Source organism: Legionella shakespearei DSM 23087 (assembly GCF_000373765.1).
Classification (GTDB): Bacteria; Pseudomonadota; Gammaproteobacteria; order Legionellales; family Legionellaceae; genus Legionella; species Legionella shakespearei.
The window spans coordinates 36,139-54,323 of record NZ_KB892434.1; the positions used below are offsets into that span (position 1 = coordinate 36,139).

Here is an 18,185-nt window from a genome sequence, read left to right on the forward strand (position 1 = left end):
CCGCCTCTGCGAGCATTAGCGAACATAGAAGAGTTCTTATGCTATAAATTAATGATGATCATGAAGAAATAATACAATCCTGATGCAGGGGCACCATTTGATGAATAAAGAATACCCATTAGGGTTCTCAGAAACATATTTCTGTTTGGTTCACGAATTAAATTTAGACAACAGTAATACAGCTTCCTTAGTTGAAATAGAAGGGAACCTTGACGTTGAAGTGTTTAAACAAGCTTTATATCACGTCTATGCAAGAAATCCTGCATTAAGATCTCGCTATGAAAAGGATACTGAAACATACCAATATTTTTTTCAATTTGATATTGAATTTGATGAGATAGAAATAACAATAACAGACGTCGATGTACTCAACCTGTCATCAGGCATTGCTGCATTGGAAGACTGCATCAGAACATTATATAAACCGCGAGGCTCACTTTGGCGAGTCAATTTATTACGTTCTACAGGAGAAAAACCTGTCCATTATCTGGTATTAGGCTTCCATCATGCCATCATTGATGGGATATCTGTATTGAATGTAGTTAAAAGTATAATCAACTATTATCATGCCTTAGCAACTCAAAAGACAGTTAATTCAAAAAGTTTAAAGATCAGCCCTTCTGCGAGCGTGTTAATTAATGAGAAAAAGAATTACGCCCAGCATTGCCAAAACCAGGAGATTCTTTTCAGGAAATACGGAAAGGTTAAAGAACTCGCGTATGAAAAAAAGGTTCTGCCAACGGAAACCAAAACCCGCATAATACTTTGTGATTTTACCAAGGATATTCTGGATAAGACAGTCGCATTTGCAAAGTTGCATGGTGTTACAATAACTTCAGTTTTAATTGCCAGCCTGCTCAGAGCAACATACGTAGTCACTGGACAGGAAGAAACATTCCTACAAATCCCGGTCAATTTAAGAAAGCAGATGCAGCCAGAATTATCCGATGAGATCATTGGCTGTTATGAAAATGGTGTAAAAGTTCTTATGAAGTCTATTGGCGAATATAACAGTCTTGAGCGGTTGGCTCAGGATTACCAAGGCCAGTTTACGGAAAATTTTAAGATGTTTTATATCCCTTCAGATGATTACCCAGCCAAAAAGTTATACCAACTATTCAGATCGTCGGCCGTTTGGGAGCGTGACCGATTTCTTTTGGGCCTTGTGGTCAGCAACTGGGGTAGGGTGCCTCTTAATGAGAAGCCCCAAATGTTAAAAATAAATGCAATTCATCGTGCCACGGGAAGGCAATTTGGAGATTCGCCTTTCTGCTTTCATATTGCAACCATCAATGATGAGCTCCAGGGCGCATTTAATTATGCTGAACCCTATATGAGCCAACAAAGAATGACAGATATTATTCAGGTATTTCGAACCCTGTTAATCAATGTTGGAAAGTCCTGGTAATTGCATTTTATATCATCGATACATTTTAGAATAAACGCCTCATGTAAATGCGGTATCTTAAGCGGCGGGTTTATTGTTTTAATTAAATGCTTGAAATTATTACAGTCGGATGCTACATAATCGGAATAAAAAGGATGGGTCAAGGCATGGAGTAATGCAATAATGGAATCCTGCTGTGTCGCATTATCCAATTGATGTAATTTTAACGTAAAGTCTTTCAGCCATTGTTGGTAATCAGAAATTTTTTGTACCGGATAACCTGCTTTGATAATCCAGTCAACAAATGAATCCAGAGAATTACCATCATTCACATGATAATTGTGCATGGTGTAAGTATGGCATTCATGATGATAAGAGGAGCCCACAGCAACAATACATAACGAAGCGATGTCAACCGGCAAACCATCATAATGACCGGGTTTGTCTTTATTAGTGTAAAAAGACTCTGGAGCCAGGCCAGTGGCCAATATGCTGTAAAGCAATCGGGTAAAAAAGTCACGAGTATTAATCTGTCCCTGATAAATTTGGTGAGCCAACATCATATTATTTCTGAAAATATTAATTGTCAGCCCCGATTGATCATGGGCATCATGCAATAATCGCTCGCTTGCCCATTTGCTGGCGGCATATCCTGCAGCATACCCTTCTTGTAGTGAAATTTCCTGTTTTAGAGGGGAATTTTCATTGATGCTTTGCGGATTTTCCAAATGCAGTTCTATTGATCCGGAAGAAATATAATCAATGGGTTTTTTCGTATGTGTTAAGGCAAGGCGAATCACTTCCAATGTTCCAAGCACATTGGGAGCGAATAAATCTTCATAAGATAAAATATGTGAAACCAATGCTGCAGCATGAACAATGCGATCAACCTGTTCAGCTAAATGTTGATATTCCGCGGCACGCAGTCCAAAATTGACAGCGGAAATATCACCAGCCAAAACTTCCAGTGTCTCTTTTTTAAGGGCAAGATATTCCTCTTCAAGACGCTTGTCATTTCCTGTAAATACGTCATCCAGGCGTTTTTGAGCCTCCTCATGGCTTGGTGCACGGATTAAACAAATCAATTTTCCTCCGGTAGCTGCCAATGTTTTAAGCCAGTCCAGACAGATAAAACGCCCCAAATAGCCATTTGCCCCTGTTAATAAGACAGTTTTGGTATTTTGGGTAAACGGTTTTGTTTTTGCTTGTTCAATAAACTCTGTTCCTAACAATTTTTGTAAATTCAAATGTTCCGTTTTCAGATTTTTTGCATTAGCTCCATGAACATTTGCAAAGGACAAACAATTCTCTTCCTCGTCATTCAAGGCGCTAATAATGTCATCAGTCCAGCGGTTGATACTGGCGTTGGGGCTTAACAGGCTATCTACAGCTAATTGGATGCCGAACTGTTCTTTTATCGCCATAGATAGGGCAATGGCATTTAAAGAATCGCCACCTAATTGTGCATAAGTCAGCTCTTTTGAAGAATCGATTTCTTCACTGTTTAAATTTATTTTGATTAATTCAAGCAAGTGATCCAGCACCTCTTGCCTTGAATTAAAGCTTTTTTTGCTCGTCAGGTCTTGTTGCTGTATTGATTTTTGATATAAGTCGTCAAGACGTGCCCCATACTTTTCTTTTAACACCTTTCTCAGGCGCTTATGTAAAGGAGACAGCAACCCATTGTTTTCACTAAATGGCTCCATTTCTAAAATAAAATCTTTGGGTAGCTCAAATGCTTTAAGGTTCTCCTGATGAGCCACTCGTTGTAATTCAGATTTAATAAGCTGTTTCAATTGCAGCACATCAAAATCATCTCCGAGCAGTTCCCGGGCGACCGATAATTCAGGAACTATCACCGCTAACAGGTAGGAATAACTTGAATTACCATAACAATAAACCTGATGAATGACACGACTGTGTGTTTCAAACAGATTCGCCAGTCGATCTAAAGCAACAAACTCTCCCTGCGTTAATTTGATCACGTTTTTTAATCGGTCAATCACAATGACCTTATCATTTCCCTGATCTTCTACTATATCACCGGTAAAAATAAATCCTTCGGCGTCGGCAAGATGTTTAGTCGCATCAGGTTGTTTATAATATTGTGTTGTTGCTGCGGTTACTTTTACACACAGTTCTCCACGAGGCCAGGGTTTATCTGTACTAAAATATCCAAGCTCAGGTACATCACGCAATTTATAGTCTCTGACAGTTGCCCTGTTAATTCTCTCATTGATCGTAATAATGCCATTGGCTTCTGTGCATCCATAACTGAGAACAAAGCAGGCATCAAAACACTCGGCCATAAATTTACTTACTTCAGCCGTAATGGGGGCACTGCCCGTTTCGAGTAAAACAAGACGGTCTCCCAGAAAGGTGCTACCGATTTCCTGTTTCACTTGCTCCTTGACGAGTTCAATATTTTCCTGCCCCTTTTTAATCCTTTGATTTATCTGATTTTGATAATAGGTATAGATAAACTCATAAAAGCGCGGGAATACAGAAATGAAGGTAGGGCGAACTAACCTGATGTCCTCATAAACGGAAAATATATCATGATTGCATGGAAAGTAGGCGATCCCTCCCCTGATAAAAATTGTTTCCAGTATGCGTCTTCCACCCAGGTGATACAGTGGTACGATGAGCAAAGTAATGACAGGAAATGGATAAAAGGCAGTTTGCCATAATTGCTTTTCATGAAACTCGGTGCGCAGAACTCCTTTCGGTAAACCCGTACTGCCTGAAGTATACAAAATAGAAGTGATCCGTTGTTCCACACTGCTATCAAAAGGCAGAAATTGCCACTCTTCATCTCTTCCTGATGCTAACAACTGATGCAGGCTGACAAGGACGGGAGAGGCCGGATTTTCTTTTAATATGTTTTGGGCTGACTCATAGCTTAAATAATCCTCAGTAACACGCTGATCGTAGTTGATAAGTACAATGTATTTTATCGTTTTATTTTGATTGGCAAGTTTTACAACCTGCGGCAAATCCTTAGGGGTAGTGACGACAACCTTGGGATTAATTTCCTGAATAATTTCAGATGAATACTTCAGGTTGCTGCAAGGAGGCAAAGGCACAATGGTTACGTGATTATAAATTAAACTATAGTCTACGATTACTGCGTCGATACCTGTAGTACCGATACAACATACAAAATCATCTGCTTCAAGAGGTACAATAGCCCCGGATTTCCATACATTAGCCAATTGTTTAATTAGCGCATGTAAATCAGCATAACTTATACCTTTAAAACGCGGGAGATAATGTCTTGAAGTCTGGCCTGTTTTTTTATCAACGACAAGCTCATATTCACGTTCAGCTAATGCCTGCCTGTCACCATAACAATCAAAAACACAGGCAATAATATGAGCCAGGCTCATATCAGGCGCTTTGAGCCGGTTATTGAGTTCAGGATTTAATAGTAACTGGGTAAGCTCAGGCTCTTTTTTAATTATTTCTTTTATTCTTCTTCTGCCTAACTCTTCATCAGTCTCTTTTCTTACATTTGCCATGGATACCTTCCAATGATTTATCTACCTGCTTAATAATAATTATATACACAGATCATAATTTCCATGGGGGAAGTGAACACTTTATTATGGTATAGTTTTTGAAACATGTATTAACCTTGAGTATCACTTATATAAAGGGAGAGCGATGCACCATCATAAAAAGCAAGCCTCATCAAAGGCAGGCTTATTACCAGGGACAGCGGTCTATGTGGGAGAAAATCCACCACAGCCTACGCGAGTTAATGTCCATATTTACGACGCTAAAAATTATAAAGTGTTAACAGAGCTTAATTTTAAAGCCATCAATGAGGCTTTAAGTCAGGGCATGCATGTATGGATTGATGTTTATGGTTTGGCAGATACGGATAAAATCACTAAATTATGCCTGGAATATAAGATTCATCCACTGGTTATTGAAGATTTGCTTAATACGCGGCAACGACCCAAACTGGATGTCATTGATGATTATCTGTTTATTGTTTTTAAACTGCTGGAATCACCCTCTGATTGTTTAAGCTACAGTTCGGAACAATTTAGTTTAATCATAAAACATAATATACTCATTACATTCAGGGAGTCTGATAAGTATGACCTATCCTCCCTTTATAAACGGCTTAGCGCAGAGCATTCCCTGGTTCGTGAACACAGCAGTGATTATCTGACTTATCTGGTCATGGATTATATCATTGATGATTATTTTAATTTCGTTGAAACCACGGCTAACTTACTGGAAGAAATAGAAGATAAGTTAATTAATAAACCCGAAAGTATTGAATTACAATCACTGTACTCGATCAAAAGACGCACTATGACCTTAAGAAAAACCATATCCCCATTACGTGATATTGTCCATTTGTTATTGCTCGATGATGGTGGCCTTATCAATAATCGCTATAACCTTTATTTCCGCGATTTACATGATCATTGCCTGCGTCTGGTGGAGTCTATTGATCTGCACCGGGAAATGACTGCCAGCATGCTGGATATTTATCTATCCACCATCAATAACCGCATGAGCGAAACCATGAAAATTCTGACTTTGTTCGCCAGCATTTTTATTCCCTTAACCTTCATTGCCGGGGTTTATGGGATGAATTTTAAATTTATGCCTGAACTCAATTGGCGTTATGGTTATCCGATAGTTTTGACGGGTATGATTCTGCTGGTGGTTCTGATGTTGTATTATTTCAAGCGTAAAAAACTGTTTTAGATGTGTAGCCCGGTCTGCTTGCAGCCGGGATCGAAGTGGCACTATCCCGGCTGCAAGCAGGCCGGGCTACAGAACCTGCACATCTTAACCAGGGCCGCCTCCAAAGCCGAGCTCTTCGACAATCACCTGTTCTTTTTTAACTGCAGCTACCCCACGCCTGCGGGTTGTAAATAAACTTTCTGCGCTGTGAGAAGGCAAAACAATCACAGGGCTTGGCTTTCTCCTTGTAATCAGTTGCTCTGCAGAGCTCTCACTATCCTCATCCGGCAGTTCCTCAATCACCGGTTTCGACCTTCTGTCCGAAAGTAATTGGGCGATAGAAATCATAGCGTTATCATTTGATGCAGCCCTCTTGGTAATGACCTCTTCCACACCAACATGAGGTGTATTGTCAACCTGCTCAGGCAAAGGAATAATAGGTCTCTCACCGTGCAAAATCAGCGCATTGTTATCTGTTACCAGCACCACGTCACATTTAATATTATGGCGTTCAAACCAACGTTTCATCGCTTCTGCAAAATCCCAAAAATCCTTTTCCTGAGTCAGCATTAAAACGATCCGGGTCAGTTTTTTGGGAATACCGAACTTAATGTTTAACGCGGTAGCAACGCTTTTAGGAGCCCAGGCCAAAGCCGCAGCAGTCTTGGTTTTTCCAACTGACTGAACAAATTCAACTGCCGAAATTCCACCTTGTCTTATTTTAGGCCAATACATGTTCACTATGGGATCATTAATTAAGCCATCAGAACCCTGAAATATAGGGGGTAAAACCCATTGACTGGCTTCGTTCATTACCCTCTTAATCAAACCAGGCATGTTTTTATTTTCACGTTCCAAATCGTTGTTTAACAATCGGGTACCCAATTGCAGCGTAGGGGATAATGGGATTAATGGAGGAGCACCTTTTTCCGGTTTGAAATCAATAGGTACCCGTTTCACCAAACCGGAAAAAATGACATCGGCAATGAAGCGACAAATCCGTTCATAAATATTTAAGGGATCTGCAGGCAAAGTTGCATCCTTATCCTCCACCAGGGGAATTGTCATGTGTGCTGCCAGATTGACGTGCATTAAAAGCAATAAATGGCGCATGGTTCTGTGATATAGAAATGGCGGTATTCCAGTCGTTGCTTCCAGCAAATAATCCATAAGCATGGTTGACGCTTCAAAACCCAAGCCTAGGGCTAAAACAGACTCCTGCATCATTGCCTTATGCCGTTCGCAGCGTTCTGGAGTTGCCAGTCTGGTGATGTAGCGACCATTAAAATAGACTCTTAATACCTGCGAGGCGGGCATACCCACATAAGGAATATAACTAATCGCAGAAGTCAAAGCATCGTTAGCCATCAGGATTAGAGGCTCTCTTCCCATACCTTTTAATTTGCGCTTGTAGTTGCAATCAAGCTCTGAACACAAAGAGTGCGGGAGTTCGGTTTTGTTTGAATTAAAAGCGGCAGGCCCTACAGCGTCCAGAATAGTGATGCGGACAAAGGATTGAGTTCCCTGACGCAGGGTATATGCCTTGACTCCATAATTGACCAGGGTCAATGCCGATAAAAAAGCGGAATAAGGGGCAAGCCATGGATCTTCTTCATGCCCTTCACGGAAATAACCCTGAACAGTGTTATTCGCATAATTCAAAGCGAGCAAGGGTAATACATCATTGACGACGATGTATGCCATTCCACTCACCACCTTGCGGGCTTCCGGATTATTAATCAAGGTAGGAACAGCTTTACGTAAAGCCAATCCTTGCTCTAACAACTGGAAGGTTGTATTTGCCGTGTACGTCACAGCTCCTACAGTTATCCTGGAAAGGGATGCGTTATTCCAAAGCCATTTGGCTCCAGTCTTGACGCCACTACCAAAAGAACTCACTCCATCTACAACTGATGACCACCAACTCATAATGCACTCCTTGCAACAGCGGGAATTTCATTCTATGGGTAAAAAAATACAAATGCCAGTGTTTTAATTGGACTTTTTGCAGATAGAGGGGGCAGAGGAATTTACCCGGATTCGGGGAGAAGTTGCTCCGGAATAGCACAGTGCGTAGCCCGTATTAGGCGATAGCCGTAATACGGGGACAGAAGCACTCCGATCCCGTATTACGCTTCGCTAATACGGGCTACAGTCACTACAATTACGGCAAATTTTTGTCTTTATACTCGCAGAGATCGCGAATGAGGCATGTGCTGCATTTAGGATTGCGGGCGGTGCAGACATAACGCCCATGCAGAATTAACCAGTGATGCGCATCCTGCAAAAATTCGGGCTCAATATTTTTTAATAATCCCAACTCGACTGCCAGAGGCGTTTTTCCCGGGGCAATGCCCGTACGGTTCGCTACTCTGAATATATGAGTGTCCACAGCCATGGTCGGCTGGCCAAAAGCTGTATTTAATACTACATTCGCTGTTTTACGCCCTACTCCTGGCAAAGCTTCCAGGGCTTCCCGCTGATTGGGCACCTCACCTTGATACCGTTCTAACAGCAATTCACAGGTTTTAAGAATATTTTGCGCTTTGCTGTTATATAAACCTATTGATTTAATATAATTTTTTAATCCTTCCAATCCCAAATCAAGTACAGCCTGAGGAGTATTGGCTACCGGATATAATTTCGCCGTGGCTTTATTCACACTTACATCGGTTGCCTGAGCCGAAAGTATTACTGCAATCAATAACTCAAAGGGAGAGTTATAAACCAGCTCCGTTGTGGGATGGGGATTTTGTTGGCGAAAACGGGAAAAAATTTCATGACGCTTTTGTTTGTTCATTTATTCTGTTTCGCTTTAACTCGAGCCAATGCCTGTTGGATGTAATCCTGCTTGGCTTGAACATCCTCTGTGTGGCCATCGCTGTCACGGGTTAATTGGCGTTTTTCACGGTAAATCTGCTGCTTTTCATGTTCTTCACGCAACAGACGGGCTTGTTTTGCCATAAACCGTGCACGCGCTGTATCTTTTTGATATAGAGGTTCTGGCAGAGTAACCATTTCAATACAATCGACAGGACAAGGTTCAACGCATAAGCCACAGCCAGTACATTCATGGCTTATTACCGCATGCATTAACTTGCCACTACCCAGGATAGCATCCACTGGACATGCTTTAATGCATTTGGTGCAACCTATACACTCAGCCTCACGAATTAATGCCACAGAAGGCTCTCGAGTATTTTCTAAAGCTTCTGACAGATAAGGTGAAGCATCTACATGCAACAAGGCAGCCAGTGCCTTCACCGTGGCAACGCCGCCAGGTGGGCATTTATTAATCGGGGCAACACCCTGAACCAAAGCCTCCGCATAAGGCAAACATCCAGCATAATTGCATTCGCCGCATTGCGTTTGCGGCAAGACGGCATCAATTTCTTTTACAGTAGCCATTACTTTACCTTCATGCCTGGGAGCGCTCCTGCATCAGGTTGTAACAGATAGATTCCTTTACCATCACCAGCCGCCAGAACCATACCTTCAGAAACCCCGAAGCGCATGGTGCGCGGTGCCAGATTTGCCACCATAACCGTGAGGCGACCAACCAGCTCCTGAGGCTCATAAGCACTCTTGATTCCAGCAAAAACCTGCTTTTGCGTTTCACCCAAATCCAAAGTCAGGCGTAACAGTTTATCGGCACCCTCAACAGGTTCCGCAGCTACTATTTTGGCAATACGCAAATCAACTTTAGCAAAATCTTCAATACTAATGATGTTTTCATCATTCTTTGCTTCACTTTTAACTGCAGTTGCTGTCATCAAAGATTCCTTGGTTTGGGCGAACATCGCTTCAATTTTTTCTTTTTCAACGCGAACCATTAAAGGTTGAAAATCGTTAATCCGGTGGTTTAATAATGGAGTATCAATAGCATTCCAGGTCAAAGAGTCGCAATTTAAAAACTGCTCTGCAGCCTTAGCCATTGTAGGCAGTACCGGTTTTAAGTAAGTCATTAAAACGCGGAACAGATTGATCCCCATGGTACAAATCGCATGAACTTCCGGCAGCTTGTCTGCATCCTTTGCTAGAACCCAGGGCTTATTCGCATCGATGTATTGGTTGACTTTATCAGCACACTCCATAATTTGTCGGATAGCACGGGCATAATCACGGCTGACAAAGGATTCGATAATGGCTGCACGGGCACCAAGCAAATCAGCGTACAATTGCGGATCAGACAATGAATCGCTTAAGCGGTTATCAAAACGTTTGTTAATAAATCCGGCACAACGGCTGGCAATGTTGACTACTTTACCTACCAGATCAGCATTAACCCTGTTGGTGAAATCATCAAAATTCAAATCCAGATCATCTACGCGGCCATTTAATTTGGCAGCAAAATAATAGCGTAGATATTCCGGGTTTAAATGGTCAAGATAAGTTCGCGCTTCAAGAAAGGTACCGCGCGATTTTGACATTTTCTGGCCGTCTACAGTTAAAAAACCGTGAGTAAATACAGCTGTAGGCATTCTATGACCACTGGCAGCCAACATTGCGGGCCAGAACAGGGCGTGGAAATAAACGATGTCCTTGCCGACAAAATGATATAATTCTGTTTTGGAATCTTTATTCCAAAATTCATCAAAAGAAACACCTTGCTCATTGCAATATTTTTTAAAACTGGCCATATAACCTATAGGTGCATCAAGCCAGACATAAAAATATTTATCGGTAGTACCGGGAATGGGAAAACCAAAATAAGGTGCATCACGAGAAATATCCCATTGCTTTAATCCTGCCTCAAACCATTCGCCCAATTTGTTGGCTACTTCGGTTTGCAAATGGCCATTAGCCGTCCATTCTTTCAATAAGGTTTCGTATTTTGGCAAATCAAAAAAATAATGCTCTGAATCTTTTTCAATGGGCTTGGCTCCAGAAATTGCAGATACAGCATCGATCAGTTCGGTTGGAGCATAAGTAGCACCACAGGACTCACAATTATCGCCGTATTGCTCTAAAGCGCCGCATTTAGGGCAAGTGCCTTTAACGTAGCGGTCAGGCAAAAACATTTGTTTTTCAGGGTCATAAGCCTGACGAATGGTTTTTTTAATAATATCGCCGCCTGCCTGCAATTGCTCGTAAATGGCGGAGGCAAGAAGCTGATTTTCTGGAGAGTGAGTGGTATGGTAACAATCATAATCAATGGCAAAGCCTTTAAAATCACTTTCATGGCTCGATTTAATTTGTGCCGTCAGCTCTTCAGGAGTAATCCCCATCTGTTCTGCTTTGAGCATGATAGGCGTTCCGTGCGCGTCATCACCGCAAACGCTAATGCACTGAATGCCAAGCATTTTATGGGTACGTACCCAAATATCCGTTTGAATGTGCTCAACCAAATGCCCAAGGTGTAAATGTCCGTTAGCATAGGGAAGCGCGCTGGTCACCAGCATTTTACGTTCTGTAGCCATAAATTAAGAATACTCTCGAAGATAAAAACGACTAATTATAACGCAAAGAGAAATGAAATGCTGCTCTTTATACTTAAAGATGGAGGAATAGGACAGAAGAAAACAAAAACGCGGCCTGAGCCGCGTTTAAAGTGTGTCTCAATAACAGGATTATTAACAGGATTATTGAGCTGGTCCAGCAGCAGGAGCAGGAGTAGCCTCTGATGCAGATAAAACAACTGGCTCGTCCTGATGCAGGCTGACAGTGTGAACTGGCTCAGCATCTTCTTCGCTGGAACTGGAGGACGTTTTTGCAGGAGCACTTTGGGTGCTTAACGCGGCCAGAGCAGCGGCAGAAGACGTAGCATCAAGATCGTCTCCTTCAAAAGCAGGCTCATTAGGATCAACTGGTGGTTTACTACCAGAAAAGAAGTTTTTCACTGCATTGAACACACTAACAGCTGTGGCACCAATGAATGTAGCTGTACCTGTTACAAGAGCAGCAAGACCAGTGGTAGCAAGAGCCTGAAGAATAACATTGCTACCGACTAAAGAAGCAATAGAAACACCAGCAATGGTGAAGTTAGCAATAGCAGCTAAAGCAGCAGGCCAGAAAGCAACAGTTAACCCAACAGCTAAAGCAGTCCATAGCGCTACGGTAATAGGTAACATTTGTTTACCTAAAAGACCGGCAAAGCCTCTGGCTACGTATTTGGTTGCATCAAAAAGTAAATTAGTAACAAATCTGACTGCATCAACAACAAAACCAAAAAGGCCACGAGAGTGTTCTTCATCACCGTATTTGTCAACAGATGTGGAACCCAATAACAGGTTGGTCATACCAGAAAAAATCCTCGCTGGTAAATAAAATATCCATGTAACAACATCACTGAATTTCATATCTTACTCCTAGGTTATAAATCCAGGCGGATTGTAGCAATCCTATAGCGATGTGTGAATCAAAAGTGTTCAGTATATTGTTACAATAATGTAAAGTAAAATATCTGTATTGACAAATTTATGGCTATAAATCAAATAATTAGCGAGGCGCTTATGATTGTTAATTGTTTCAACTGGGAAATAAAGAGACACCAAGGGTGTTAATGTGGCACCAAAATCCGTCGTCCTGAGCACGTCTTCTGTTTGCTTATGCTCTCATTACCTAAAGAAAACCGAGCCGCGACCGTGAGGGAGCGGAAATTTTGGATGTACACCTAATGAATAATCAACCATGGAGTGCAGCGAACTGTTCCGCTTCCTTACGGTCGCGGCTCGGTTTTCTTGGCATGATGCTCTTTTGTACTCTTGATTAGCGAAGCGTAATACAGGATCGAAGTGGCAATTTCCCGTATTACGCTTCGCTAATACGGGCTACGAAGTTTAACTGAATGAAAGGGAGCTAACTCCTGGTTCTGCATGCCCATCATCTGCAGGGCTTGTAGGGGCAGGAGTGAGCAAATTGGGTGTTGGCCTCATCTCATCCGAGCTTATCTCGTCGAATTCATTGTCTGAATCAGGGCGGCGCAAGCTGGAAGATTCTACCTGTAAATGTCTGCGTAAATAATCATGACTGCTTTCGAGAGGCACTTCGCTTGTTTCACCCTCTCCACTGACCAGTTCATACAGATTGATACTGATACTGGCCAACTGTTTTAATACTACAATACTTACAGCAACGGCTGCGAAACTGACAGCAACCATAATGGCACTTAAGGCCAGTACAGCAAGAGCAAAAGGAATTGTGTCCAGGAAAGCTAAGGGAATTAATCCCAACAGGCTAATACTGGCAAAAACGGGTAACGCTGCCGGAAAGGCAAGACAAATACAGGCTGTACCCAATCCAACACCCAAAGATGCAAGAAGAAGTGTTACCAAATAGGATTTATTTCGGTGATACCAATCTTTTATTTTATCCCACATAACCGATCCCCAATTAAAAATTACGAAGATTGTACCATTTTGCACCGACAAAGTGCACTATTTATGATCAAAATTATGATATTTTGTTGGATCGGCTATACCCGCCTTGGCAAAGCCCCGCTTTCTAAACGTACAACTGTCACATTGCCCACAGGCTTCACCAGCTTCATTAGCCTGATAACAGGAAAGGGTTAAACCGTAATCTACCCCTAAGGTGACACCCAGTTCTATAGTCTGTACTTTACTTAAATATTGTAAAGGGGCATGAATTACAAAGGAATCACCTTCAACACCTGCTTTTGTTGCCAGATTCGCTAATGTCTGAAAAGCCTGAATAAATTCGGGGCGACAATCAGGATAATGAGAAAAATCGACTGAGCTTGCTCCTATAAATATATCCCGGGCACCAATAGATTCTGCAAATCCCAGGGCCATGGATAAAAATATGGTATTGCGAGCAGGCACATAAGTAACCGGGATTTCCGTGCTTTCCTGAAAATCGGGTACACTGATCGTATCATCGGTTAAGGCTGAACCTGCAAACAAACCAGTATCCAGATTCACTATTTTATGCTCTTTGACCGCAAAATGCCGGGCAATGCGAGCAGCAGCCAGTAATTCCGCTCCGTGACGCTGACCGTACGAAAAGCTCAATGCAAAACACTCATAGCCCTCTGATTTGGCTAAAGCCAGACATGTAGTGGAATCCAGGCCGCCAGAAAGTAAAACGACTGCTTTTTTCATCATAATAAAACCCTGTATTAACCTATGTAACCTGGCAAAAAAAACCCGAAGTGCGTACCAGGCATTGCCTGCTCTTAAAAAATATTGTTAAAATGCAGGCCAATTATGCCACAATGTGGAATGTGATGACGACTAATCTTTATCCAGTAATTCTTGCCGGTGGCTCCGGAACACGCTTATGGCCGCTATCGCGCCAGAATTTTCCCAAACAATTTTTAACTCTGAATGGCGAATTATCCCTTTTACAACAAACCATCAAAAGGGCGATGAACCTGAATAGCGATCATACATTAATAGTCAGTAATGATGCCCATTACTTTCTGTGTCAGGAACAACTACAGAGCTTTAACAGGAAAACCAGCTATTTGCTGGAACCTTGTGCACGCAACACAGCCCCTGCTATTGCCTGTGCTGCCCATCAGCTGATCCGTCTGGCAGGTAAAGACGCTGTGATGCTGGTATTGCCTTCGGATCATTGGATAGCAGATGATCTTGCCTGGGAAAGGGCCATGAACATCGGAGCGCAATTTGCAGCGGATAATGAAGCTATAGTTACCTTTGGTATCAAACCGGATAGTCCCAAAACTGGCTATGGATATATTGAGGGAGGAAATGAATTAGCCTCTGAAGTACAAAAGGTTTTAAGTTTCCGTGAAAAACCGGATTTAAAAACGGCAGAGGAATTTATAGCCAGAGATAATTATTTCTGGAACAGTGGTATGTTTGTGTGCCGCGCTGAAGTGTATCTTAAAGAGTTGGAACAATTTGCTCCTGATATTCATCACTTCAGTCATGAAGCACTGAAGCATGCACAGCAGCATCATGATTTTTTACGTCTTGATGCAGATCAGTTTGCCCAATGTCAGGATGAATCTATAGATTACGCCATTATGGAAAAAACAGACAAGGCAGTGGTTATACCTGTTTCCATGCAATGGAGTGATTTAGGCTGCTGGACAGCCGTAGCTGATGCCAATGAGCAAGACAGCCAGGGCAATACAATAACGGGAAAGGTTATTGCTCAGGACAGTCAGAATTGCCTGATCAACAGCCAGGATTTATTGGTTACCACAGTAGGAATTAAGGATCAAATTATCGTGGCGACCAGAGATGCTGTTTTGGTTGCTGACAAACAGTATTCTCAACAGGTCAAGGAATTAGTCAACTCTTTACGAAAAGATCATCATCAACTGACCCAAGACCACCAACGCGTATCAAGACCCTGGGGTTATTATGAGATTTTAGCCGAAGGCCCTACCTTTAAGGTAAAGCGCCTTATGGTAAAACCTGGAGCCAAGCTGTCACTTCAAACCCACCAGCATCGTGCAGAACACTGGGTAGTGGTTAGTGGCAAGGCTGAAGTAGTCAATGACCGACAAACCATACATTTATCAGCAAACCAATCTACTTACATACCACAAAATACCTTACACCGTTTGGGTAATTCGAGCACAGAACCTTTGTACGTTATTGAAGTGCAAAGCGGCTCTTATCTGGGTGAGGATGACATTAAACGTTACGATGATATTTATTCTCGCAGAGGCGTTGAAGCGGAAGCTGTTGTGTAGCGTTTTTTTAGGCGTAGCCTTGATGCAGCGATAGCGTAATCAAGGTTTTCATGCAGCAAGGTTAAGGTTCTACACCTCTTTGTCGTAGTCCGATCTACGTCGTCCTGAGCGCGGCATAGTACCAGTATTTGGAGATCCTTCGCGCAAAAAGACGCGCTCAGGACGACGTGGATTCGGGGAGAAGTTGCTCCGGAATAGCGCAGTGCGTTCAGCATGATATCTACTCCCATCATGTAATCTGAAAGTCAAGATTCCAAATCTTTGATATATGCAAACTTTAGTATCAATTCCGTAAATACATAAATATTCAGCTTGTTTTTAAAATAAATGCTATGTTATAAAAAAGAACACGTTTACTTTTTTATAGTATTATTAAATAGGTAATCACCAAAATAAACATTTAATGAATGAGGTGACATTATGGCAACCGCTGGCTTAATACTCCAATCGTATCTGCAAACAATGACGAACGAGAAGCTGGATGATTTGCGCCGTAATAAAACCGTGGACGACCTACTGGAATACAATAAAAAAATTCACGGGGGAGATTTCCTTATTCCGCTGAGTTTTTACCTGAGCATTTTGGAAAATACTGATGAAGTCATGCTTCATTATATGAGCCAGGAAAAAAAAGATGAGCTCTTACGTGACCTGCAGGTGACGTATCTGCTTTTATTAGCACAAAAAAAATATGAGCTCACGCATCAGAAGATTGAAAATGCACGATCGTATGACAGCAGCATCAGGAAATGCCAACAATTAATTGATGTCCTGAATTATAAAAAATCATGTGAAGAAAAAAATGAAGAACCAGCTCCGGAATACGGTTTTGCGACGGATGGTTATCCGGCTAAATTCCTGGGCTTCTTCCTGGGTCAGTGGCTGGCTGAACAAATCATTGGCATGATGAACCGTCAAACCAAAACCATTAAAGAAGCTATGGGTTGGTTTAATGAAAAAAGGCTGAACTGGGTCTGGGATTCGGCTCTGTTAAAAACGGTTTTTGATGCTTTGCCGCCTGATTTCTTCAACCTTCAGGATGCAACAGTAAACATCCGAAAACCCGATCCCTACACTGGGGCGTTGAGCTGGATTTTGTACTATTTCCGCTTTGGCCTTAATTTATCTTTATTACTCAAACATACGATCAGTGGCCCCTGGATGGATGCCGAAGAGAAGAAAACGCCCTGGTATGAACGATTCATGACCCAATGGGATCAAAGGAAATTTACTTTACTCAATGACTCCATATGGGCCACCGGCAACCTGGCCTGTTATTTTTGGCTTACCGGAAAGGCATTGGGAGTATGGGGTGATGCACTGACTTTAGGTTTGCTTGTCTTTGATATTACTTTAGCGGTCTGGGATTATGAAGAACAAAAGACCAAACATAATAAGGAAATGCTTCATTTTGAGAAAGAAATAGCGATAGTCAGGGAACTGATAGAGAAAGAAGAACAGGATATAAAAAATGGGCAAGATCCGAAAAAACTCAAGGAATATCATTTGCAACTGGATGCTTTAACACGAGCACAGAAACAAGGCAAAAGAGATTGGGATCATCAGCAAACGGGTTTAATAGCGGCCATAGGTTATGCTGTTGGTTTAATGATTGCTTTTGCCTTACTTGCGATGCCTTTCCTGCCGATCACCGGGCCTGCAGCTCTGATTATAGGAATTGCCGGAGCCGTACTTTGCTTCGCCTTCACTGTTATTTACAGTGGGGTAAGAGGTGGTCTCGAATTGCATAAAACCCATGTTACCAAGAAAGAGGCCAAGGAAGATTATCTTAAGAAAATTGAGGAATTCAAATTATTGTTATTGGAAAATCCTGATTTGGACGATAACGAGAAAAAATTCCTGTTCCTGGAAATTAAAAAGCTAAAAGCTGAAAATGAATACCAAAAACAAATGATCGTATTTCAAACCATGCATTTGATTCGCTCCATCGTCATTGATGCGTTGGTTCCTGCACTGGTATTTGTCGGCCTGGTCTTTGTACCATTGGGAGTTGGTCTCGCAGTCATGGGGGCGGGACTCTTACTGGCTATAGTCTCTAACTCAATGATTAATGCGATATTCAAGCCAGCTAAGGATGAATTAAAATCCTTTGATGAAGACGAATACCGCACTTTTTGCACGAATATTGAGTGTGAGGATAAAAAATCCGTGCCATTAGCTTCTACCTTCTTTATGGGAAGCACCGATAAATCTGAGGATAAAAAGCCTTTATTAGGCGAAGATTCAGGATTATGTTCAGGATTAAATTAGTAGTGTAGCCGGTCTGCTTGCAGCCGGGATCGTGCCACTTCGATCCCGGCTGCAAGCAGACCGGGCTACTAGACTGTGCCACTCCAGTTCCACGTCGTCCTGATCGCGTCTTTTGGCGCGAAGGATCTCCTGAATGTGGCATGGCACCAGTTTGTAGCCCGTATTAGGCGTCACCCGTAATACGGG

General features: G+C 42.1%; 12 protein-coding genes. 4 read left to right on the forward strand and 8 right to left on the reverse strand.

Annotated elements, in window-relative coordinates:
- The first annotated feature begins 100 nt into the window (after positions 1-100).
- Positions 101-1,408 carry a condensation domain-containing protein gene (locus tag B094_RS0113400; protein ID WP_018578326.1) on the forward strand — a complete coding sequence of 436 codons (1,308 nt, stop codon included), beginning with the start codon at positions 101-103 and terminating at the stop codon, positions 1,406-1,408.
- Here the strand turns inward: B094_RS0113400 and B094_RS16285 are convergent.
- The gene (locus tag B094_RS16285) at positions 1,363-4,908 is read right to left on the reverse strand and encodes a thioester reductase domain-containing protein (RefSeq protein ID WP_018578327.1); all 3,546 of its coding nucleotides are present in this window, start codon (positions 4,906-4,908) and stop codon (positions 1,363-1,365) included. The two genes, B094_RS0113400 and B094_RS16285, sit on opposite strands and share 46 nt — an antisense overlap.
- Before the next feature lie 145 nt (positions 4,909-5,053).
- Here B094_RS16285 and corA point away from each other — a divergent pair, with 145 nt between their 5' ends.
- Positions 5,054-6,118, forward strand: coding sequence for a magnesium/cobalt transporter CorA (gene corA / locus B094_RS0113410; RefSeq protein WP_018578328.1), 1,065 nt, complete (start codon positions 5,054-5,056; stop codon positions 6,116-6,118).
- Positions 6,119-6,202: 84 nt separating this feature from the next.
- On the opposite strand, the gene B094_RS0113415 is transcribed toward corA, so the two are convergent.
- The 7 genes from B094_RS0113415 to queC form a co-directional block, all read right to left on the reverse strand.
- Positions 6,203-8,026 (reverse strand): hypothetical protein, encoded by a 1,824-nt coding sequence (locus tag B094_RS0113415; protein WP_018578329.1) that lies wholly within the window; start codon positions 8,024-8,026, stop codon positions 6,203-6,205.
- A gap of 235 nt (positions 8,027-8,261) precedes the next feature.
- A complete protein-coding gene (nth, locus tag B094_RS0113420; RefSeq protein WP_018578330.1) occupies positions 8,262-8,897 on the reverse strand; it encodes an endonuclease III in 636 nt (211 codons plus the stop codon).
- A complete protein-coding gene (locus tag B094_RS0113425) occupies positions 8,894-9,505 on the reverse strand; it encodes an RnfABCDGE type electron transport complex subunit B (protein ID WP_018578331.1) in 612 nt (203 codons plus the stop codon). The genes nth and B094_RS0113425 overlap by 4 nt, the downstream gene beginning before the upstream one ends.
- Positions 9,505-11,517, reverse strand: a complete 2,013-nt coding sequence (gene metG / locus B094_RS0113430; RefSeq protein WP_018578332.1) for a methionine--tRNA ligase — start codon at positions 11,515-11,517, stop codon at positions 9,505-9,507. Before metG ends, B094_RS0113425 begins: the two co-directional genes overlap by 1 nt.
- Positions 11,518-11,679: 162 nt before the next feature.
- Complete coding sequence (locus B094_RS16595) at positions 11,680-12,396, reverse strand: hypothetical protein (protein WP_018578333.1); 717 nt, start codon at positions 12,394-12,396, stop codon at positions 11,680-11,682.
- Positions 12,397-12,876: 480 nt separating this feature from the next.
- Positions 12,877-13,416: a hypothetical protein gene (locus B094_RS16295; protein WP_018578334.1), complete on the reverse strand. Its 540-nt coding sequence runs from the start codon at positions 13,414-13,416 to the stop codon at positions 12,877-12,879.
- A 57-nt stretch (positions 13,417-13,473) separates the two neighbouring features.
- The gene (gene queC, locus B094_RS0113445; protein ID WP_026254030.1) at positions 13,474-14,160 is read right to left on the reverse strand and encodes a 7-cyano-7-deazaguanine synthase QueC; all 687 of its coding nucleotides are present in this window, start codon (positions 14,158-14,160) and stop codon (positions 13,474-13,476) included.
- Between the two features lie 125 nt (positions 14,161-14,285).
- On the opposite strand from queC, the gene B094_RS0113450 reads away from it, so the two are divergent.
- Together B094_RS0113450 and B094_RS0113455 are read left to right on the forward strand one after the other, a co-directional pair.
- The gene (locus B094_RS0113450) at positions 14,286-15,728 is read left to right on the forward strand and encodes a mannose-1-phosphate guanylyltransferase/mannose-6-phosphate isomerase (RefSeq protein ID WP_026254031.1); all 1,443 of its coding nucleotides are present in this window, start codon (positions 14,286-14,288) and stop codon (positions 15,726-15,728) included.
- A 420-nt stretch (positions 15,729-16,148) separates the two neighbouring features.
- Positions 16,149-17,999 (forward strand): hypothetical protein, encoded by a 1,851-nt coding sequence (locus B094_RS0113455; RefSeq protein WP_018578337.1) that lies wholly within the window; start codon positions 16,149-16,151, stop codon positions 17,997-17,999.
- Positions 18,000-18,185 lie beyond the last annotated feature (186 nt).

What these genes read in the sequence shown, in the direction of transcription:
- B094_RS16285 (WP_018578327.1), bottom strand. Translation starts at nt 4,908, where the DNA reads ATGGCAAATGTAAGAAAAGAGACTGATGAAGAGTTAGGCAGAAGAAGA.
- B094_RS16595 (WP_018578333.1), bottom strand. Translation starts at nt 12,396, where the DNA reads ATGAAATTCAGTGATGTTGTTACATGGATATTTTATTTACCAGCGAGG.
- B094_RS0113400 (WP_018578326.1), top strand. Translation starts at nt 101, where the DNA reads ATGAATAAAGAATACCCATTAGGGTTCTCAGAAACATATTTCTGTTTG.
- B094_RS0113415 (WP_018578329.1), bottom strand. Translation starts at nt 8,026, where the DNA reads ATGAGTTGGTGGTCATCAGTTGTAGATGGAGTGAGTTCTTTTGGTAGT.
- queC (WP_026254030.1), bottom strand. Translation starts at nt 14,160, where the DNA reads ATGAAAAAAGCAGTCGTTTTACTTTCTGGCGGCCTGGATTCCACTACA.
- B094_RS0113455 (WP_018578337.1), top strand. Translation starts at nt 16,149, where the DNA reads ATGGCAACCGCTGGCTTAATACTCCAATCGTATCTGCAAACAATGACG.
- nth (WP_018578330.1), bottom strand. Translation starts at nt 8,897, where the DNA reads ATGAACAAACAAAAGCGTCATGAAATTTTTTCCCGTTTTCGCCAACAA.
- B094_RS0113450 (WP_026254031.1), top strand. Translation starts at nt 14,286, where the DNA reads ATGACGACTAATCTTTATCCAGTAATTCTTGCCGGTGGCTCCGGAACA.
- corA (WP_018578328.1), top strand. Translation starts at nt 5,054, where the DNA reads ATGCACCATCATAAAAAGCAAGCCTCATCAAAGGCAGGCTTATTACCA.
- B094_RS16295 (WP_018578334.1), bottom strand. Translation starts at nt 13,416, where the DNA reads ATGTGGGATAAAATAAAAGATTGGTATCACCGAAATAAATCCTATTTG.
- metG (WP_018578332.1), bottom strand. Translation starts at nt 11,517, where the DNA reads ATGGCTACAGAACGTAAAATGCTGGTGACCAGCGCGCTTCCCTATGCT.
- B094_RS0113425 (WP_018578331.1), bottom strand. Translation starts at nt 9,505, where the DNA reads ATGGCTACTGTAAAAGAAATTGATGCCGTCTTGCCGCAAACGCAATGC.